Annotated in this window: 24 protein-coding genes and 2 pseudogenes; 10 read left to right on the top strand and 16 right to left on the bottom strand. The window is 43.9% G+C overall.

Going from position 1 to position 17,570, the window contains the following annotated elements; translation table 11 throughout:
- Positions 1-3: 3 nt before the first annotated feature.
- From QZZ36_RS03555 to QZZ36_RS03510, 10 genes are all read right to left on the bottom strand, one after another.
- Positions 4-567, bottom strand: coding sequence for a DUF3793 family protein (locus tag QZZ36_RS03555; protein WP_295076825.1), 564 nt, complete (start codon positions 565-567; stop codon positions 4-6).
- A complete protein-coding gene (locus QZZ36_RS03550) occupies positions 554-853 on the bottom strand; it encodes a DUF2325 domain-containing protein (RefSeq protein ID WP_019680047.1) in 300 nt (99 codons plus the stop codon). Before QZZ36_RS03550 ends, QZZ36_RS03555 begins: the two co-directional genes overlap by 14 nt.
- Before the next feature lie 88 nt (positions 854-941).
- On the bottom strand, positions 942-1,112 hold the full coding sequence (locus QZZ36_RS03545) for a FeoB-associated Cys-rich membrane protein (RefSeq protein WP_295076820.1): 171 nt from the start codon (positions 1,110-1,112) through the stop codon (positions 942-944).
- A 12-nt stretch (positions 1,113-1,124) separates the two neighbouring features.
- Entirely contained in the window at positions 1,125-3,536 is a 2,412-nt protein-coding gene (locus tag QZZ36_RS03540; protein ID WP_295076817.1) for a ferrous iron transporter B, read from the bottom strand.
- A gap of 72 nt (positions 3,537-3,608) precedes the next feature.
- The gene (locus tag QZZ36_RS03535) at positions 3,609-3,830 is read right to left on the bottom strand and encodes a ferrous iron transport protein A (protein WP_295076814.1); all 222 of its coding nucleotides are present in this window, start codon (positions 3,828-3,830) and stop codon (positions 3,609-3,611) included.
- A gap of 14 nt (positions 3,831-3,844) precedes the next feature.
- Positions 3,845-4,054 carry a FeoA family protein gene (locus tag QZZ36_RS03530; RefSeq protein WP_365685541.1) on the bottom strand — a complete coding sequence of 70 codons (210 nt, stop codon included), beginning with the start codon at positions 4,052-4,054 and terminating at the stop codon, positions 3,845-3,847.
- 210 nt (positions 4,055-4,264) lie between these two features.
- Positions 4,265-5,038, bottom strand: a complete 774-nt coding sequence (locus tag QZZ36_RS03525) for a hypothetical protein (protein WP_295076807.1) — start codon at positions 5,036-5,038, stop codon at positions 4,265-4,267.
- A gap of 257 nt (positions 5,039-5,295) precedes the next feature.
- Positions 5,296-7,176, bottom strand: a complete 1,881-nt coding sequence (locus QZZ36_RS03520) for a heavy metal translocating P-type ATPase (RefSeq protein ID WP_295076804.1) — start codon at positions 7,174-7,176, stop codon at positions 5,296-5,298.
- The gene (locus tag QZZ36_RS03515; protein WP_295076801.1) at positions 7,098-7,511 is read right to left on the bottom strand and encodes a hypothetical protein; all 414 of its coding nucleotides are present in this window, start codon (positions 7,509-7,511) and stop codon (positions 7,098-7,100) included. The genes QZZ36_RS03520 and QZZ36_RS03515 overlap by 79 nt, the downstream gene beginning before the upstream one ends.
- Entirely contained in the window at positions 7,508-7,891 is a 384-nt protein-coding gene (locus QZZ36_RS03510; RefSeq protein WP_295076877.1) for an MptD family putative ECF transporter S component, read from the bottom strand. The genes QZZ36_RS03515 and QZZ36_RS03510 overlap by 4 nt, the downstream gene beginning before the upstream one ends.
- A 12-nt stretch (positions 7,892-7,903) precedes the next feature.
- Between QZZ36_RS03510 and thiS the strand changes: the two genes are divergently transcribed.
- From thiS to QZZ36_RS12925, 4 genes and pseudogenes are all read left to right on the top strand, one after another.
- Positions 7,904-8,044 (top strand): sulfur carrier protein ThiS, encoded by a 141-nt coding sequence (gene thiS / locus QZZ36_RS03505; protein WP_365685556.1) that lies wholly within the window; start codon positions 7,904-7,906, stop codon positions 8,042-8,044.
- Complete coding sequence (gene moeB, locus QZZ36_RS03500) at positions 8,044-8,856, top strand: molybdopterin-synthase adenylyltransferase MoeB (protein ID WP_295076799.1); 813 nt, start codon at positions 8,044-8,046, stop codon at positions 8,854-8,856. Before thiS ends, moeB begins: the two co-directional genes overlap by 1 nt.
- Positions 8,853-9,266, top strand: a complete 414-nt coding sequence (locus QZZ36_RS03495) for a M67 family metallopeptidase (protein WP_295076793.1) — start codon at positions 8,853-8,855, stop codon at positions 9,264-9,266. Before moeB ends, QZZ36_RS03495 begins: the two co-directional genes overlap by 4 nt.
- A 6-nt stretch (positions 9,267-9,272) precedes the next feature.
- Positions 9,273-9,410, top strand: a pseudogene (locus QZZ36_RS12925) (FAD-binding protein); the annotation flags it as partial.
- Between the two features lie 72 nt (positions 9,411-9,482).
- On the opposite strand, the gene QZZ36_RS03485 reads toward QZZ36_RS12925, so the two are convergent.
- The gene (locus tag QZZ36_RS03485; RefSeq protein ID WP_295076790.1) at positions 9,483-10,205 is read right to left on the bottom strand and encodes a tRNA threonylcarbamoyladenosine dehydratase; all 723 of its coding nucleotides are present in this window, start codon (positions 10,203-10,205) and stop codon (positions 9,483-9,485) included.
- Positions 10,206-10,367: 162 nt separating this feature from the next.
- On the opposite strand from QZZ36_RS03485, the gene QZZ36_RS03480 reads away from it, so the two are divergent.
- Positions 10,368-10,610: a hypothetical protein gene (locus tag QZZ36_RS03480; RefSeq protein ID WP_295076787.1), complete on the top strand. Its 243-nt coding sequence runs from the start codon at positions 10,368-10,370 to the stop codon at positions 10,608-10,610.
- Between the two features lie 9 nt (positions 10,611-10,619).
- On the top strand, positions 10,620-10,829 hold the full coding sequence (locus tag QZZ36_RS03475; RefSeq protein ID WP_295076784.1) for a hypothetical protein: 210 nt from the start codon (positions 10,620-10,622) through the stop codon (positions 10,827-10,829).
- Positions 10,830-10,863: 34 nt separating this feature from the next.
- Here QZZ36_RS03475 and QZZ36_RS03470 read toward each other — a convergent pair.
- From QZZ36_RS03470 to QZZ36_RS03460, 3 genes and pseudogenes are all read right to left on the bottom strand, one after another.
- Positions 10,864-11,064, bottom strand: a pseudogene (locus QZZ36_RS03470) (GNAT family N-acetyltransferase); the annotation flags it as partial.
- Positions 10,982-11,611, bottom strand: coding sequence for an MBL fold metallo-hydrolase (locus QZZ36_RS03465; RefSeq protein WP_295076781.1), 630 nt, complete (start codon positions 11,609-11,611; stop codon positions 10,982-10,984). The pseudogene QZZ36_RS03470 and the gene QZZ36_RS03465, both read right to left, overlap by 83 nt.
- Positions 11,611-12,342 carry a DUF134 domain-containing protein gene (locus QZZ36_RS03460; RefSeq protein ID WP_295076778.1) on the bottom strand — a complete coding sequence of 244 codons (732 nt, stop codon included), beginning with the start codon at positions 12,340-12,342 and terminating at the stop codon, positions 11,611-11,613. Before QZZ36_RS03460 ends, QZZ36_RS03465 begins: the two co-directional genes overlap by 1 nt.
- Before the next feature lie 131 nt (positions 12,343-12,473).
- Between QZZ36_RS03460 and QZZ36_RS03455 the strand changes: the two genes are divergently transcribed.
- From QZZ36_RS03455 to QZZ36_RS03440, 4 genes are all read left to right on the top strand, one after another.
- Positions 12,474-12,752, top strand: coding sequence for a DUF1905 domain-containing protein (locus tag QZZ36_RS03455; protein WP_295076776.1), 279 nt, complete (start codon positions 12,474-12,476; stop codon positions 12,750-12,752).
- 75 nt (positions 12,753-12,827) lie between these two features.
- Positions 12,828-13,136: a metalloregulator ArsR/SmtB family transcription factor gene (locus QZZ36_RS03450; protein ID WP_295076773.1), complete on the top strand. Its 309-nt coding sequence runs from the start codon at positions 12,828-12,830 to the stop codon at positions 13,134-13,136.
- A gap of 74 nt (positions 13,137-13,210) precedes the next feature.
- Entirely contained in the window at positions 13,211-13,654 is a 444-nt protein-coding gene (locus tag QZZ36_RS03445) for a C-GCAxxG-C-C family protein (protein ID WP_295076770.1), read from the top strand.
- A 35-nt stretch (positions 13,655-13,689) separates the two neighbouring features.
- Positions 13,690-14,202, top strand: coding sequence for a permease (locus QZZ36_RS03440; RefSeq protein ID WP_295076767.1), 513 nt, complete (start codon positions 13,690-13,692; stop codon positions 14,200-14,202).
- Between the two features lie 1,075 nt (positions 14,203-15,277).
- Here the strand turns inward: QZZ36_RS03440 and QZZ36_RS03435 are convergent.
- Together QZZ36_RS03435 and QZZ36_RS03430 are read right to left on the bottom strand one after the other, a co-directional pair.
- Entirely contained in the window at positions 15,278-16,360 is a 1,083-nt protein-coding gene (locus tag QZZ36_RS03435; RefSeq protein WP_295076764.1) for a CagZ protein, read from the bottom strand.
- Positions 16,357-17,481 carry a YaaC family protein gene (locus QZZ36_RS03430; RefSeq protein ID WP_295076759.1) on the bottom strand — a complete coding sequence of 375 codons (1,125 nt, stop codon included), beginning with the start codon at positions 17,479-17,481 and terminating at the stop codon, positions 16,357-16,359. The genes QZZ36_RS03435 and QZZ36_RS03430 overlap by 4 nt, the downstream gene beginning before the upstream one ends.
- Positions 17,482-17,570: the final 89 nt, after the last annotated feature.

Genomic DNA, 17,570 nt, shown 5'->3' with positions numbered 1-17,570 from the left:
CTATTATTTTATGGCTTGAAATAAATTCATGCCGTGATTTAATCTATCGAACAGGATATTCCTGCAGCGATCATAGGTTTTAAATGTCTGCCGTGCTGTTTCGGCGTTTCCATACACTTTCCAGTAACCGCACAGCAGGCAGTTTTTGCCGCGGTTGCTTATAAAGCCTCTGACGTCCTCAACGGGATAACCGAGAAACGCTCCTATCTCATGAGGGAAGCTGCCGCAGCTGATACGGCATGAGAGCCTGAGGAGCTTTGCTTCGACGCTCAGGTCAAAGGTATAGCCGTACTCCGAAAGGAACTCTCTGACCTGTGGCATACTCAGCCATGCGGTCAGCATTTTCGTGTTGTATATATATACAAGTGTGCGTTCACGGCATTTGCAAAGCTGTATTGCTTTAAGTCCGCTTTTGAAAAGCTTGTACCTGAACTCATTCAGGTACTCCGCAATTGTTCCCTCGCACATATCAAAGGAAATAAGATTAGCACATTTTACTCCCATAAGTGTGGGTGCGCTGTGAAATGCAATGTCTTTGTCAATACTTCTGCGCTCAACTTCGGACATATTTTCTCCCCTTAATATCAGTAAGAAGCTGCTTCAGCGCACTTACGCTGGAGCTGTGAACGTGCTCGACAGGCACGCCGTTTTTCTCGGAGCTCTTCTTTACAGCTCCAAGCATTTTGTGGGAACAGGTCCCTGTGAAAACCACCATAAGATCAGGAGTACCAAGCTTGTTCTCGAAGTCCGCAGGCATCTGAGTAAAGACCTTGGACTTGTGATTGAATGATTTGCAGATATCCTGATAACGTGTTGCCATGCGGTCATTGCCGCCAACGATAACTATGCTCATTTTTACCTCCTTGTATTAGCTTATACTAACATAAGTGTTTTTGTATGGGGCGATGCGAGCATCGCCCCGTTATTTTGAATATTGGTGCTTATTTTGTATGACATTTTCCGTGCATAGCACAGTGCTCACAGCCGCAGCCGCATGAACCCTTACCCTGTTTTTTCCCTCTTACCATGCCTGTGATGACGACTGCCACCACACATATCAGTATCAGGGAAACAATGACAGTTCCAAGATTGTCAGCTAACCATGCGAGCATATTACCACTCCTTTACGCTTTTACCTTTACGTTGCCCTTAAACTTTGAAGCTTCATGATACTTTTTGATAAAGAGCATATAGCACATGAATGCAAGGATCAGAGCTGCCGCGATAACGCCGATGATGTTCGACTCCCCTGTGAAAAGTCCACCGAACTGTGTTATCATAAGCGCTATGGCATAAGCAAAGCTGCACTGATAAATGATAGCGAATGCCGTCCACTTTGCGTTGTTCATCTCACGCTTGATAGCTCCGATCGCTGCGAAGCACGGTGCGCAGAGAAGATTGAATACCAGGAACGAGAAGCCAGTAATACCTGTAAACTTTGAAGCAAGAGTCTGCCATACCGTACCGTCGCCTCCGCTGTAGAGAACACCCATCGTACCAACGATATTCTCCTTTGCAACAAGACCTGTAATAGATGCAACTGCAGCCTGCCAGTTTCCCCAGCCAAGAGGTGCGAATATCCATGCAATAGCCTTACCGAAGCCTGCAAGAAGCGAACTGTCAAGCTGATCCTCCTCAAGCATACCAAAGCTGCCGTCAACTGTTCCGAAGCGTGACAGGAACCATACAACAATAGTTGAGAGAAGTATGATAGAGCCTGCCTTCTTGATGAACGACCAGCCGCGCTCCCACATTGAACGGAGAACATTGCTCATCGTCGGCATATGATATGCGGGGAGTTCCATAACGAATGGGGCGGGCTCGCCTGAGAACATTGCCGTCTTTTTCAGCATGATACCTGATATGATTATTGCTGCCATACCGATGAAGTAAGCCGATACCGATATGAGCGGTGAGCCGCCGAAGATAGCTCCTGCTATCATCGCAATGAACGGTACCTTCGCACCGCAGGGAATGAATGTGGTAGTGATGATAGTCATACGCCTGTCGCGCTCATTTTCGATAGTTCTTGAAGCCATAATGCCGGGAACTCCGCAGCCCACGCCTACAAGCATAGGTATGAAGGATTTGCCGGACAGTCCGAATTTACGGAACACACGGTCAAGCACGAACGCGATACGAGCCATATATCCGCAGGCTTCAAGGAAAGCAAGCAGGAAGAACAGAACTAACATCTGAGGAACGAAACCGAGAACGCTTCCCACACCTCCTATGATACCTTTAATAATAAGTCCCTTTAACCATTCAGCTGCCCCTATCTTGTCAAGACCGCTTTCTGCAAGTGCAGGGATACTGGGCACAAACACGCCGTAATCGGCAGGATCAGGCTCATCGCCTATTCTTTCAACTGTGCTCAGCGCTTCATTGTAATCCTCAAGAGAAGCTGTTTCCTCTGTTGTCTCAAGAGTCTCCTCGTCCTCCACAGTATATGTGAACTCGCCTTCGGGAGCACTCCCATTTTCTTCAACGTAAGCGTCATAGCCGTCGATTATCTGCTGTGCGCCTGTATACTCGTCATTTATGTCATTATAATCTGATGTTCCTATGCCGAACAAATGAAAGCCTTCATCAAAAAGGTTGTCATTGGTCCAGTCCGTAGCCCATGCTCCGGGGCCCTTCATTGCTATAAGGTAAACAAGGGTCATGATGACCGCAAAGATTGGAAGTCCCAGCCAGCGGTTGGTAACGATCTTGTCTATCTTGTCGGAGGTCGTTAGGCTGCCTGCGTTTTTCTTCTTGTATGAAGCCTTAATGACATCAGCTATGTAGATGTAGCGCTCGTTTGTGATAATGCTTTCCGCGTCGTCGTCAAGCTCTTTTTCAGCGTCCTTTATGTCGTTTTCAATGTGCTTCAGAATGCTTTCCGGAATATCTAGCTTTTCAAGGACCTTTTCGTCACGCTCAAAGACCTTGATAGCGTACCAGCGCTGCTGCTCCTCAGGCATATCGTGAAGCACCGCTTCCTCAATATGAGCGATAGCGTGTTCAACAGGACCGCTGAATGTATGCTGTGGGATAGTTTTACTGTTTTTTGCGGCACTGATAGCCGCCCCCGCCGCTTCGTCAACGCCTGTGCCTTTCAGAGCGGATATCTCGACTATCTTACATCCCAGCTGCTTCGAGAGCTGAGAAATGTTTATCTTGTCACCGCTTTTCTGCACCACGTCCATCATATTTATGGCGATAACAACGGGTATGCCGAGCTCTACCAGCTGTGTGGTAAGGTAGAGATTGCGTTCGAGATTAGTTCCGTCGATTATATTCAGTATTGCGTCAGGTCTTGTTTCGATCAGATAATTTCTTGCAACAACTTCTTCAAGGGTGTAGGGCGATAATGAGTAGATTCCCGGCAGGTCGGTGATGATGACATCACTGTGCTTCTTCAGCTTACCCTCCTTCTTTTCAACTGTAACGCCCGGCCAGTTTCCTACGAACTGGTTCGAGCCGGTAAGCGCATTGAACAATGTGGTCTTGCCTGCATTCGGGTTTCCTGCAAGTGCTATTCGCAGTTCCATTTATATCTTCCTTTCAAGTTATTTGTAGCTAACAAGATATCAAAAACATAAGGACTGAAAAGTCCTTATGTATCATTCGACCTCTATAAGCTCGGCATCTGCCTTGCGCAGTGAAAGCTCATAGCCGCGAACCCTTATCTCGATAGGATCTCCGAGAGGAGCGACCTTACGGACAAACACCTGCGTACCCTTTGTAAGTCCCATATCCATTATACGGCGCTTTATCGCGCCCTCTCCGTGAAGCTTTTTAACCTTTGCCGTCGAACCGACAGCTGTTTCTCTAAGCGTTTTCATTATCCTCACTCCTGTCAGACCATTATTCTCCGCGCCATATCCGCACCTATAGCGATACGTGACTCCTTGACCTTGACAATGACGTTTTCACCAAGCACATTTATGAGCCTGACTGTTCCGCCCACGGTAAATCCGAGATTTTCCAGGTGCTGACGTATTTCGGGAGTACCTCCCAGCTTCTTGATAATCAGCTCTTTTTCAGGTTCTGCTAAACTAAGCGGCATCATTCTTCATCCTTCCATTCAGTTTATTATTATCATCATATTTTACTGTGATATAATCCTAAAAAAGTTAGTGCTTTATAACGATTAAATAATAGCACCTCAGCATTGATTTGTCAATGATTTGAAAAGATGCGTGATAAAAGTTTGTATACAATAACAAAATGTGAGTATATACTAACAGATGTTTTGTTTATAACCTGATATTTTATATCATTTATCCATTTCAGTAAGATTTTCCTCAACGAAAAGACTGATGCAATCATCTATCATCTTCTCATCGCAGTTTGCGGGAATACCAGCCGCAAGCCAGTAAGCATAAGCTCCTTTGCTATACTCCGCAAGATCATCCAGGTCGCTGCCATAGCGGAATTCTATGTGATAAGTTGTCGAAGGTGTATCCGGCATCATCAGAAAATACCTGAACTCTCCCGCATCGTTATCTGTAGTCTCATAGAGATATCCGTCCATTATTCCGCCGAAGGAAAAGTCCTCAACGTACTTGTATTCATGCTCAAACAGTTTTTTACCGCTATTATCGATACCTGAGATACTGCTGCCGTTAAATACGAACTGCTTTACGCCGTTGATGAAATAGCAGTCAAATCTCATATTCTCAGCATTGCTGTAAGCATTTACTGCGTCCTCACCGTAAATAGTTGCGGTGCAGGAGCCTTTGAGCATTTCGGCTGTGCTCTCAGCCATGTCCTTACCTGTAAAAGCTTCGCACCTGTCAAGCCATATCTGATCGTATTTCGTATCGCATATAACAGTAAACAACTCATAGTATGTGCCTTTTATATCTTCAAGAAGCTGTTCGGCAGGTGTGAGTTTTTCAGAAACTGTCGCAGGCTCCGTATTGGCGGAATCATAAGAGACAGTTTCTGATTTCGTTTTTACAAAGCTTGATTTGCCGCTCTTTGAACCGCAGGCACATAATGATAATGCCATTGAAAGAGCAAATGATAAACTAAGAATTCTTTTCATTTTAAATTCTCCTTTTAATGTTATATTATACTAACTCATTTGCAAAACAAACTGCAAGAAGCATATTTTTCTCCTTGCAGGATTTGCACTGTTGTATATGTTATCATACAATTTTTTTATTGTCAATAATGTAAAAGCAAATTTGTTATTACATACAAACAAAATTTCTTTTTAAAAATTATTTTGTTCCTTTGAAGCTTCAGGCTTTACCGTCGAAAAATCTGCTGTTTTTTTCTATGTACAAAGGCAGTGCATATTTATTTCAGCTCCGTCATGCTTTTTAGTCCTATAGCAAGCGTTGAGGCATTATGCAGCAATGCAGAAGCCGCAGGCGGCAATACGCCAAGCACACCAAGTCCGATAAGTCCGCCGTTAAAACCTATTATAGTTCGGTAGTTCCAGCCGATACGGGACATAAGCGCATTGCTCAGCCGTTTCAGCTCAACAAGTGAGTATAGATCATCTGCTGAAATAGTAATATCAGCTATTTCACGGGCAATAGCAGCTCCTGTGCTTATGGCTATGCCTGCATCTGCTTCACTCAGCGCAGGTGAATCATTTACGCCGTCGCCAATCATTACGACCTTGCGGCCTGCCTCATGCTCGGCACGTATGAACGCAGCCTTGTCCTCTGGAAGAACCTCCGCGTGATACTCGTCAACTCCTACTTTTTCAGCGACCGCTTTTGCTGTCCGCTCATTATCACCTGTCATCATTACTACCCGTGATATACCGTATTCATGGAGCTTTTTCACCACGTCAGCAGCTTCATCACGCAGCGGATCCTCTATGCAGATAACGGCTGCGACCTCGCCGCCAATGGCAAGATAAAGGTGTGAATACTCCTTTGGCAGATGCCTGAAAATGCGCTCATCAGGAGGAGTACAGCCCTCGTCCTCAATTATGAAATGGTGACTTCCGATGAGTACGCGCTCATTCTCGACCATACTTGATATACCATGTGCCACCACATATTCCACCTTCGAGTGGAACTCCTCATGCTCAAGCCCTTTTTCAGCCGCAGCAGCCACAACTGCATTTGCTATAGAGTGAGGATAATGCTCCTCAAGGCAGGCTGCCAGACGCAGCATTTCTTCCTCGTCGCGTCCACCGAAGGTTATGACCTGAGCAACTCTCGGACTTGAATGAGTGAGGGTTCCGGTCTTGTCAAAAACAACTGTATCGGCTTCCGCAACAGCTTCAAGAAAACGTCCGCCTTTAACGGTTATTCCCTCACGGCTGCAGTCACGCATGGCTGAAAGCACTGATATAGGCATTGCAAGTTTAAGGGCACAGGAGAAATCCACCATAAGTATGGACAGCGCCTTTGCTGCGTTCCTTGTCAGCAGCCATGTGAGCAGTGTTCCGCCAAGGCTCCATGGTACAAGCTTATCAGCAAGGTGTGAAGCCTTGTCCTCTGCGGAGGATTTCAGCTTTTCAGACTCCTCTATCATCTTGACGATACGGTCATAGCGACCGCCGCCTGCGGTGTTCTCGACACTTACAGTACACTCGCCGTCCTCGACCACTGTTCCTGCATAAACATACGCTCCCTCACATTTGTGGACAGGCACGGATTCTCCCGTCATGGAGGACTGATTTATCATTGCGTCACCAGATATGACCTTGCCGTCAAGGGGTATCATGGAACCTGTTCTGACTACTATAATATCACCCTTATGGACCTCGTTCACTGACACAAGGACTTCCTGTCCGTTGGCAGCTTTAGTCCAGACATGTTCTACTCCGAGAGACATAGTACGAGCAAGGTTGTCAATGGACTTCCTGTGCGTCCACTCGTCAAGGATATCTCCCATGTTCAGCAGGAACATCACCGAGCCTGCGGTCTTGAAATCGCCGCGGAGAAGCGATACTCCGATAGCAGTTGCGTCAAGTACCGACACTTCGAGCCTGCCCTTCAGCAGACATTTCAGTCCTCGGAATATGTACCTTGCAGCTTTGATAACAGCAATTATCCTGCGTATCGGCTGCGGCAGTATCAGCTTGTTTATAAATCTTCTTATCACAACAGCCGTCAGCTTTTCCTCATACTGCTTATTCAGTTTTCTGCCTGTCTGTTCGGGGACAATAGAGGTATTCCTTTCATCATCGAAAGAGAAGCATGAGAGCTTCTGCACGATTTTTTCTCTGTCACAGGTATATGCAATGCGGTTATCAGTGCGGGCATGAACTGTGCCACTATTCCGCAGTATCCAACGAGAAGGGCGGACAATATGCCTGTTGAGTTTTCCGATATGCAGAATCTCAGCAAAACCAGAGCTGCTCCGTAAAATATCAGGAATCGGAAAGCGGAAGCATATTTCCCCTCGGTCATAAGCAGGAATATCGGTATCAGAGTTACGATAATACGAATCGCCCATTCCAGGGGTGTGACAGCGTTTACCATGACGATAAATGATACCGCGAATATCATAAACAGCTTTGTACGGGGATCAAGGTTTATTTTCATCATACTATCCCGGCTTTTTCAAAGTGCTTCTTCACAACAGCCTTGCCGAGATGAGCTCCGATAACACCGAACACAAAACACAGGATCACCAGTACGCCAATGGTCTTTCCGTTTATGGCTCTGAACAGATTGTCACAGTATTCAGCGGAATATCCACCTTCAAGCATATTTTTGCGATAGCTTGACGCTGTAACGATAACAGGGAAATAATTCGCGCAGATCCACAGGCAGAATACTCCGTGACTAAGTGCGATAAGCTTGAAGCTCTTGTAATTTCCTTTTTTTGCGAGTATATCTGCGATAAATCCGGCTGTAACTATAAGAGGTGCGCCGAGCCAGCCCATGCCTGTCACAAACATGATTATCGCCAGTAACACTGACATGATTGTCAGCATATAGACGAAAAGGTCGAAACACCCGAATATGTAACTGTTACCGTCAACGATGATTTCGTAGATCACGGTCAGTTTGAAGAAACTGTGCTGAAAGACGGTGACAACATAGAATTCCTTTATTTCAAGGGAGGCGGTCAGTAATGGCATTCACAAATGAACAGATAGAGCGCTATTCACGCCACATTATCCTCAAAGAGGTTGGCGCGAAGGGACAGAAGAAGCTCCTTAACGCAAAGGTGTTTATCATCGGTGCAGGCGGTCTCGGCGCACCTGCTGCAATGTATCTTGCAGCCGCAGGTATCGGCACTATCGGTATCGCAGACGCCGACGAGGTCGACCTTTCCAATCTCCAGAGACAGATAATCCACCAGACAAAGGACGTAGGCAAGCCGAAGGTACAGTCCGCAAAGGAGACTATGGAGGCTATGAACCCCGACGTCAAGGTCGTGACTTACCATGAGTTCATAACCAGTGAGAATATCCTCGATATCATAAAGGACTACGACTTCATCATCGACGGCACCGATAATTTCCCTGCCAAGTTCCTTATAAACGACGCCTGCGTTATGGAAAAAAAGCCCTTTTCACACGCAGGTATAATCCGTTTTCAGGGACAGCTCATGACCTATGTTCCCGGTCAGGGACCCTGCTACCGCTGCGTATTCAAGGAACCGCCCCCGAAGGACGCTATTCCCACCTGCAAGCAGGCAGGAGTTATCGGCGCAATGGGCGGCGTTATAGGCAGCCTGCAGGCTATGGAGGCTGTGAAGTATATACTCGGTGTGGGAGACCTCCTCACAGGATATCTTCTCACCTATGACGCTCTGAAAATGCAGTTCAGAAAGGTAAAGCTCCCGAGCGATACCCACAGCTGTGCTGTATGCGGTGATAATCCAACTATTACGGAGCTTATCGACTACGAACAGGCAGAATGTGACGGTGTTGGTCTATGATAAAACTAAGCAAAAGCGACTATGACAAGATAGTTGCACACGCGCAGAGCGAAGCTCCCATAGAAGCCTGCGGACTTATCGCAGGAGAGCTCTCAGGAGATGACAAGATAGTGAAAAAGGTCTATATCCTTACAAATGTCGACCATGCCGAGGAGCATTTCACTCTCGACCCGAAGGAGCAGCTCTTTGCGGTAAAGGATATGAGAGCCAACGGACTCACTCCCCTCGGCAACTGGCATTCCCACCCTGTTTCGCCCTCACGCCCCTCTGACGAGGACAAGAGACTTGCCTACGACAGCAGTGCAAGCTATATGATACTCTCACTTATGGACGAGGAGCCTGTCCTCAATTCTTTCCATATCGAGGGTGACAAGGCCGAAAAGGAAGAGCTTGTAATAGTACAGGAATGAGTATTTATGTATGATGTTATGATTCTCGGCAGCGGTCCTGCGGGACTGTCTGCCGCTATATATGCCAGCCGTGCGGGACTGAGCTTTGCGGTTATCGAAAAGGATTACATGGGCACGGGTCAGATAGTCTATACCGAACAGGTGGACAACTACCTCGGCTACTGCGGCATCGACGGCTTTTCTCTCGGGGAGAAGTTCCGCGAACACGCTGAGGCTTTAGGTAAGAAGTCCAGCAACAGCAGGTACAAAAGCAGTACTTCCAGGGATATCACGGCGCTCAGTACATTTGTGCTGTGCTCCTGGAGGACATATACAGTGACTGCGGCAGCTTATGGAAATATCCTCACGAGGACGTATAGGCTGTTCATCTGAGTATACCACTTTCAGTTTCTTAACACCGCGCTTTCTCAGCTCGTGACGCATTACACGGGCAAGTGGACAGACCTGTGTCTCATAAATATCAGCTATTTTCATACGTCCTGCGTCCAGCTTGTTGCCTGCCCCCATTGTACTTATCACAGGTACATTCTTTTCCTTGCAGCGCATTATAAGCTCTAATTTTGCAGTAACGGTATCAACTGCGTCGATAACATAATCATATTCGTCAAAGGGAAAATCATCTGTGTTTTCAGGCAGGAAGAAGCATTTGTGTATGCGTATATCCGCTTCGGGATTTATTTCCTGCATACGTTCTGCCATGACCTCTGCCTTATGCTTTCCCACCGTTTTTCGTGTGGCAAGTATCTGGCGGTTAAGGTTGGTAAGACAGACCTTGTCGTCGTCGATAAGGTCGAAGTGACCTACTCCGCTCCTCACAAGAGCTTCGCATACATAACCGCCTACGCCGCCTATACCAAATACCGCAACTCTTGACTCCGAGAGCTTTTTTATCGCGTCTTCACCGATAAGGAGCTGTGTCCTTGAAAACTGATTAAGCATTATTAACCTCACTTTTTATAGTAAATACATACATATAGTATGATTATATATCGCATCATCAAAAAAGTCAATAGCAAATAAATAGAAAACATATTGACAAAATATGCATACCATGATATATTATATACATATTGATCCTGAAAATATCTGCGGAGGTGTAAAATGAAAAAGGTAGAAGTTATTTCCATTGACAGGATAGGTCTTGTGGGCGAGATCTCCAAAATATTAAGCCGTGTGAGCGGAAACATAATCACTCATACAGCCGATGTATCTTCTGACGGAACAACAGCCGTATCACATTTCATCGCAGATGTTGATCTGAATAGGGAGCTTGACAATGAAGCTCTTTCAAGAAGGCTGAAAAAGATAAAAAACGTCAGACAAGTAATAATTACCGATATATGAGGTGGAAATATGAGCGTAAATGAACTTAAACAGGCTGTTATCACTGAAAACGAAATTGCTTTTTCACATAACGGCAGTGATTATTTACTCTACGGCTGGGATCAGTGTGACGGCTATGTACTGAGCCTTGAATGCGGCGGAGAGCTCATATGGCAGTCCGCACCGCAGTCAAAAAAAGCCTGCATAGAAGAGTTTATCAGATATTATTCAGAGCTATAAAAAAGCTTCTTCAATTACGAAGAAGCTTTTTCTTTTACAGCTTATACTGCATGAAATTATTATTCTTTACGAATCCGAAATCAGTGTACAGCAAAACTCCCATATCCGAAGCAGTTATCTGAACAGTACCGCAGCCCTGTTTTCTTGCTTCATCAATGACTAATGACAGCAGCTTTTTGGCGATACTCTGCCGCCTGTATGACTTGTCCGTGAACATACTTGAAAGGAGTGCTACCGTTATGCGAACACCCCGACAGCAGCCAGTGCTTGCCGTTCTGATTTATGACAAGGAACTGTTCATGTGCAAAATCATCGGGGACTTTCTGTCCATTCTCCATACGGGACAATTTGCGGTTGCCCTGCGGATAGCAGCGCCTGCCGGTGATACCGCTGAACAGGAACAGTTCATCGTCAATCTTCATATCGCCGTCTATCAGCCGTACATTCGGAAGGTCAAGGATAGCCTTGTCGATACCGATGTAGCGTTCACCGTTGTAGTGCGGGTCGGCAGCTTTTTTCTGCATAATGATCTGTGCTGTATTATTTATATGCGAAAACGGCAGGATACCTCCCGAATGGTAATAATGACCATGACTGAGAATGACCGTATTGACTGCGGACAGGTCAATTCCGAGAATTTCCGCATTCTTTACAACTGCGTCAGTCTGTCCCATATCAAGCAGAAGCTTATGCTTCTTCGTTTCTATATAAACAGACAGCCCATGTTCAGCGATACAGCCCTCATGTCCGCAGGTATTCTCTACAAGGGTTACAATTTTCATCAGTGATTACCGCAGTTGTGACTGCCGCAGCCGTGATCTCCGCAGGAATGTCCCTCGACGTGCTCGTGAGCGTGGTGGTAGCAGGTGGGATTGGAGTTCTGCTCAAGCGTCTGCGCGAGGAAAGCCGCAACTGCTTCATCAGCACTGCCCATATTTCCGCCGTAAAGAGCGATACCAGCCTCCTGCATAGCCATCTGAACTCCGCCGCCGATACCGCCGCAGATAAGCACGTCAGCCTGAGCGTTCTTCAGAAAACCTGCAAGAGCGCCGTGTCCTGCGCCCATTGTTCCGACTATCTGCTCATTAATGATCTTGCCGTCGGCGACGTCGTAGAGCTTGAACTGCTCAGTTCTGCCAAAGTGCTGAAAAATCTGTCCGTTTTCATAAGTTACTGCAATTCTCATAATTGTGCTTCCTTTCTGAGTTATCTCCTCTGAGATAGTGTTATCAAGAGTATAATTTCCGCCCGAAATGACGATGCGTCTGCCCTCCACAAGAGCCTGTGCAAGCTTTTTTCTTGCTGTATCATATATCGCCGTGACAGTCGTTCTCGCCACGTTCATTTCCGCGGCGCACTGCTCCTGCGTCTTTGACTGATAGTCAATAAGACGTATGGTCTCGAACTCGTCAAGGGACATAATGACTGTATCGTTGGCTGTGTCCTGATCGGGAGCAAAGCTCCAGTAATCGGGATAACAGCAGATACGGCGTGACTTCTGCGGTCTTGGCATATCAGCATCTCCTTTCTGACTTATGTCGATTATAACATATTTATTGACTTATGTCAAGTATGATTTGTGTTTCCAATTATTGACTGATATTGCTTCATTTGGTACAATTTTCTTGTGGAGGTGATACTGCGATGATATACGAATATGAAACTATCCTGCATGAAACAAAAGACAACGGCGGTGCCTATGTCGTTTTTCCGTGGGATATAAGAAAAGAATTCGGCAAAGGCAGAGTGAAAGTTCACGCTGAATTTGACGGCATTTCATACGACGGAAGTATCGTGAATATGGGACTGAAAAATGAGGACGGCTCGGTTTGTTATGTTATCGGAGTACTGAAAGCCATTCGCGGCAAGCTAAAAAAGGGCAACGGAGACATCATTTCAGTTCGCATAGAAGAAAGAGAATAGAACTTAGAAAAAACATATTGACAAATCTCAATATGTATGCTATAATATAGAAAATCTTCAATGTGAGGTGAGAACGTGGAGCTATCAAACAAGCAGATCACGGTAATATTCAAAGCCCTGTGTGATGAAAACAGAGTGCAGATATTCAAAATTCTGCAAAACGGCGAGCTGTGCGCCTGTCATCTTCTTGAGGAGCTGCATCTGAGCCAGCCCACGCTTTCCCACCATATGAAGGTACTCTGCGACAGCGGACTTGTGGTCGGCAGGAAAGAGGGCAAGTGGATGCACTACTCTATTTCAGCAGAGGGCGCAAAAGTCGCTGTGGACTGCCTGAAAGAGATAACAGCAGTAACTGAAAATGATTGTAAATGCTGTAATAAATAAGCCGTATGACCATACGGCTTAAAACAGCCACCACAAATTGATATATCTAAATATAACTATTGGAGGAAATGAAAATGGATAATGTTTCAAAAGCAGTTCAGTATTATGAAAATGGCTATAAGTGCTCGCAGGCGGTATTCGCGGCGTTTGCGGAGCAGTTCGGCATTACCGAAAAACAGGCTTTTCAGATAGGCGCCTGCTTCGGCGGAGGAATGTGCAAAGGAGAGGTCTGCGGTGCGTGTACGGGAGCTCTTATGGTTCTTGGTATGAAGTACGGGCAGTTCGACCTCATCGACACTGAAAGCCGTGCAAAAAGCGGTGCTATGGCTGTCAAGTTCCTTGACGAGTTTGAGAAGCGCAAGGGCTCCTATGTCTGTCGTGATATTCTCGGCTGTGACCTAAGAACAGACGAAGGCAGGGACTTCGCAAGGTCAAATGGTCTGTTCAGAACGCTCTGTCTCGAAATGGTAAGGACGGCGGCAGAGATACTGACAGAAATGCTCGGAGGTGATGAATAAGAGTGTGGGACTTCATACAGGACGAAGTTTTCGGAATGAAATGGCTGAACAGGCTTATCGGTTCGCTGCTGAACGCCTGCGGTCTCGACACCGAAAGCAAGCTCGGCGGCAGTCTGCAATTCTTCATCTATGATACGATAAAAATCATGGTACTGCTGGGCTTCCTGATTTTTGTGATAACCTATATACAGAGCTATTTTCCGCCTGAGAAGGCGAAAAAGATACTGGGCAGATTTCACGGTATCGGTGAGAACTGTATCGCCGCACTGCTTGGCACGGTCACGCCTTTCTGTTCTTGCTCGTCCATACCGCTGTTCATGGGCTTCACAAGCGCAGGACTTCCGCTGGGAGTGACGTTCTCATTCCTTATCTCGTCGCCAATGGTGGACTTGGGCTCCCTTGTACTGCTTATGAGCATATTTGGCTGGAAGGTGGCTGTTATCTACGTGATAGTGGGACTTGTTATCGCGATCGCAGGCGGTACGCTTACTACAATACGCAAAGGATCAACAGTTTCAACGAAGGCGGTCTCCCACCTGTGGCATTAAGAACTTCAAATCAGCTCTCGCATCACGCCGCCTGACTCCTGCCTATCCAAGATTTTAGGTATTCTCCGACTGCACATTTCTTGACAATTCCAGATAATATGCAATACCTGTGGCATTAAATACAATTCCGTGTCATAAAATACATTTTTTGCGATGTTTTGTAAGTATATTATGCATTAAATTATACTTGCAGTTAACTCAATTATAATTATAATTATATAAAAAGCCGACCTTGTATGCTTCTTGTGAGAAACCAACAAAATTAGCTTTAAAATCAATTAAAAATTCTATATTCTATTTTCTCTTTTTCGGTTGAAAAAACCGTTTTTTGCTTCTGATGACCACTAAAACAACTCTGAAAAGACTACTTGGAAGGGTTCGAATCCCATTTTTTCGGTTTGGGATCAACGGTTGCACCTTAAAAAAAGCATCTTTTCCTAAACAAAAAACTCCCGAAAATTCGGGAGTTTTTAGCTTGGGATCTAAATTGATTCACCTTTTTGGCAAGGTGTTACAATATAAACCCAGATATATTTTCTAATAAAACAGCCGTTTTCAGCACTGTTTTATGGATATCAACTGTATTTTTAACATCTGCTATCTTAATGCAAATTATGTAATCATATAGGTATGTAACTTCTCGTCCGCAAGGTCACTGTTCATGAAAACGAGGACGACTGCTTTGATGTAAGCCTTGAATTCAACATTGACTTCAATGATACAAGCACGGTGTGCTTTGATATTACTGAATAGATATAAAAATAGCCGCAAGAATACCTTGCGGCTTATCTTGTGCCAACAACAATTTTTCTACATAAAACACACCTTTTGTTTTCCATTCCCACTCCACAGATTTCAAGTCAAGCTGAACCAATCTGCTTAGACAATTTGCTCTATGGTATCTCTATTATCCATTTTGCTCTGTACTACGCTGCCACGATGATGCCAAGTTATCAATTTCATATCGCCATGCTAACAAAACCAGCGACTTATAGGAGAATATGTGCCTGGTGGCTTGTTCCTTATTTGGTATTATAGCGCAGATTGGGGCGGTTGTCAAGGGGGATTGAACAAACTATTTGATTACTATATTAGGAAGTCCATGGTTAAGAATTGTATTTGTAATATTTGAAATTGGTATCAGCTCATTATCAACAATAACGAATGATATTTTTGAGGTTTCACCGAATTCCCCACCAAATTGAATAGTGGTAGATGTAACCATTCCAAATTCGTGTATATGATTGTTTGTACTATCATCACAATCCATCAGCAAAACATCTCCAACCAGATTTCCAACAACGCTGAATAATGCACCCTGAACAAAAACCTTATAAAAATTACAAATCTGCGAAGAAGTTCTATTCTCTATGTTTATAAGATTATCATTGTTTAGCACAACTAAATCGCCACCACAAATTGCTCCAAATAAAAGCTGGCACGCCATTCTTAATGATTCTTTAAGTGCATAAATCATTATAGCATATGCATATAATATATCTGGTGCATTCAATTGCTTATTCAGAAGTCTCATAGACAATGCGCTTAAATCAGATGGTATATCTTCATTATATCCTGTACTAAACTCCTTCTCAATAACTGCCATTAACGCCTGTAAGTTGTTCTTATTTATAATTTGAGAAAAACGATCAATATCAGAACCAAATAAAGCTTTATAAACTTTACCACTTTTGAAGGACTTTACCAAATCATCATATTCGCTGTCTTCAAATAATGAAATTGTATCATTATTCAATGAGACACCCTTATATAAGTAATATGGACTTATAGCATCGGCAATTATGGGGGATTTTTCTCTCATATCATTCAAACAAAGCTCAACAAATCGTGTTAATGTTTTATGACCTTTTTCAATAGCCATTCTTTCCTCGTTTGAAAGACGTTTAATGCTTAAAAAAGCCGGCAATTGTATTTTATCTGCATTATCATCAACAAATAGATATCCATGGAACTGATTATTGCTATGTTCCGCTAATTGTGCAAAATCTCCGTGAGGATTTCGTGGTATTTCTCCGGAGGAAATGTTTCCTTTTGTAATCTTTAATGCCATAATTGTGTTGCTTATTTCTTTAGCAGCCATATTTTTTTGCGCTTTTTTACATAGAGCGAAAACATCGTTACGAAATGATAAGCTCATTTTGCACCTCCGCCATTAAACATTCGATTGCTTTGCCGTATAGCTTCTTTTTCCATCCTACTGTTTATCTCTTTCCTTACCATCTCCTGAACTTGATGCTCTCCCACTAACTTAACGGTATCAGTAGGTTCATACTTTTTAGATGTATATTGAACATAATTATCTACGATTAAATTTAATACGATATTGGGTATCATTCTCCTTGCAAAAAAAAGAAATTTTTCTATAAGCAACCGTTCGCCGGTGGTATCTTTAAGAACAAATGGACTCCATTTTTCCGGATAATACCTACAAAGCGAAGCAAGAGAAAACAGCGTAATATACATATTCAATATCGTAGGGAGAGTAATCGTCTTACTGTTTTTGGTGTGTGAAGCTCTCAAAAATGGTTGCCCAGAATAGGATATCTCACTAATATCTTTTCCATTCAATTTATGTCGAAGAATAAAGAAGGCATTATTACTGAGATCATGCGAATCAACGGGATGTAAATACGATTTTGAAAAGCCGGTTACATTTTCAAGCAATTGTTGAGTAAGTTGCCTGTTTTCTTCATTAAAATATACCTTTTCGACCTTTCCTTCAGGTGTGTTAATAACTTCAAGCATTGCAATTCTGCTATTATATTTTTCATAACAGGTATTATATTCTCTGCTTATTTCAGCAATAGAGTCTAAAAAATCTCTTGTTTTCCAATCCCCAAATCCTGTCAAATCATCATTGAAGCCTAATATTCGTGCTATAACATGAACACCACCTGTTTCATGGCTAAGAAATCTTACATCCGTATCAGCTATAAACTCCATTTCATCTGGAATAATTATTTTCATTCCATGATTCTCTATATGATTTATTTCGCCTTTTATAAGATTAGCCATACCATAAAGAAGATTAGTTGAACCGTAATATAGTAGCAATGGTGCTATCTGAAGATTAGCTTCTTTTGCAGACTTATAGTATTCATATGCCTGTAATAAAGATCCGGCTATGCAAGCAATGGTATCCTCATCTATCTCTTTCCCATGTTTTTTTAAGTATCTTTTGATATTTGCTTCGTATGTGTACTGGAGTATTTCTCTCCACAAATCATTCTCTGGATTTTCAGAAAAATAAGTAATCATACTATTCACGCCCCCTATAAAAAAATCCCTTGAAGTGATACAAATATACAGTAACTATATTATACCACGCCATTTGTATTATTTCAAGG

Origin of the sequence: Ruminococcus sp. (assembly GCF_016287535.1) — a bacterium.
Classification (GTDB): Bacteria; Bacillota; Clostridia; order Oscillospirales; family Ruminococcaceae; genus Ruminococcus.
This window is presented reverse-complemented; position numbering and strand designations above follow the sequence as displayed.

Excerpts from the sequence above, each read along its gene's own strand:
- QZZ36_RS03525 (WP_295076807.1), bottom strand. The coding sequence starts at position 5,038 with ATGAAAAGAATTCTTAGTTTATCATTTGCTCTTTCAATGGCATTATCA.
- QZZ36_RS03440 (WP_295076767.1), top strand. The coding sequence starts at position 13,690 with ATGAAATGGCTGAACAGGCTTATCGGTTCGCTGCTGAACGCCTGCGGT.
- QZZ36_RS03515 (WP_295076801.1), bottom strand. The coding sequence starts at position 7,511 with ATGATGAAAATAAACCTTGATCCCCGTACAAAGCTGTTTATGATATTC.
- QZZ36_RS03480 (WP_295076787.1), top strand. The coding sequence starts at position 10,368 with ATGAAAAAGGTAGAAGTTATTTCCATTGACAGGATAGGTCTTGTGGGC.
- QZZ36_RS03540 (WP_295076817.1), bottom strand. The coding sequence starts at position 3,536 with ATGGAACTGCGAATAGCACTTGCAGGAAACCCGAATGCAGGCAAGACC.
- QZZ36_RS03510 (WP_295076877.1), bottom strand. The coding sequence starts at position 7,891 with ATGTCAGTGTTACTGGCGATAATCATGTTTGTGACAGGCATGGGCTGG.
- QZZ36_RS03495 (WP_295076793.1), top strand. The coding sequence starts at position 8,853 with ATGATAAAACTAAGCAAAAGCGACTATGACAAGATAGTTGCACACGCG.
- QZZ36_RS03535 (WP_295076814.1), bottom strand. The coding sequence starts at position 3,830 with ATGAAAACGCTTAGAGAAACAGCTGTCGGTTCGACGGCAAAGGTTAAA.
- QZZ36_RS03555 (WP_295076825.1), bottom strand. The coding sequence starts at position 567 with ATGTCCGAAGTTGAGCGCAGAAGTATTGACAAAGACATTGCATTTCAC.
- moeB (WP_295076799.1), top strand. The coding sequence starts at position 8,044 with ATGGCATTCACAAATGAACAGATAGAGCGCTATTCACGCCACATTATC.
- QZZ36_RS03435 (WP_295076764.1), bottom strand. The coding sequence starts at position 16,360 with ATGAGCTTATCATTTCGTAACGATGTTTTCGCTCTATGTAAAAAAGCG.
- QZZ36_RS03455 (WP_295076776.1), top strand. The coding sequence starts at position 12,474 with ATGATATACGAATATGAAACTATCCTGCATGAAACAAAAGACAACGGC.
- QZZ36_RS03465 (WP_295076781.1), bottom strand. The coding sequence starts at position 11,611 with ATGAAAATTGTAACCCTTGTAGAGAATACCTGCGGACATGAGGGCTGT.
- QZZ36_RS03475 (WP_295076784.1), top strand. The coding sequence starts at position 10,620 with ATGAGCGTAAATGAACTTAAACAGGCTGTTATCACTGAAAACGAAATT.
- QZZ36_RS03530 (WP_365685541.1), bottom strand. The coding sequence starts at position 4,054 with ATGCCGCTTAGTTTAGCAGAACCTGAAAAAGAGCTGATTATCAAGAAG.
- QZZ36_RS03545 (WP_295076820.1), bottom strand. The coding sequence starts at position 1,112 with ATGCTCGCATGGTTAGCTGACAATCTTGGAACTGTCATTGTTTCCCTG.
- QZZ36_RS03485 (WP_295076790.1), bottom strand. The coding sequence starts at position 10,205 with ATGCTTAATCAGTTTTCAAGGACACAGCTCCTTATCGGTGAAGACGCG.
- QZZ36_RS03430 (WP_295076759.1), bottom strand. The coding sequence starts at position 17,481 with ATGATTACTTATTTTTCTGAAAATCCAGAGAATGATTTGTGGAGAGAA.
- QZZ36_RS03445 (WP_295076770.1), top strand. The coding sequence starts at position 13,211 with ATGGATAATGTTTCAAAAGCAGTTCAGTATTATGAAAATGGCTATAAG.
- QZZ36_RS03460 (WP_295076778.1), bottom strand. The coding sequence starts at position 12,342 with ATGCCAAGACCGCAGAAGTCACGCCGTATCTGCTGTTATCCCGATTAC.
- QZZ36_RS03550 (WP_019680047.1), bottom strand. The coding sequence starts at position 853 with ATGAGCATAGTTATCGTTGGCGGCAATGACCGCATGGCAACACGTTAT.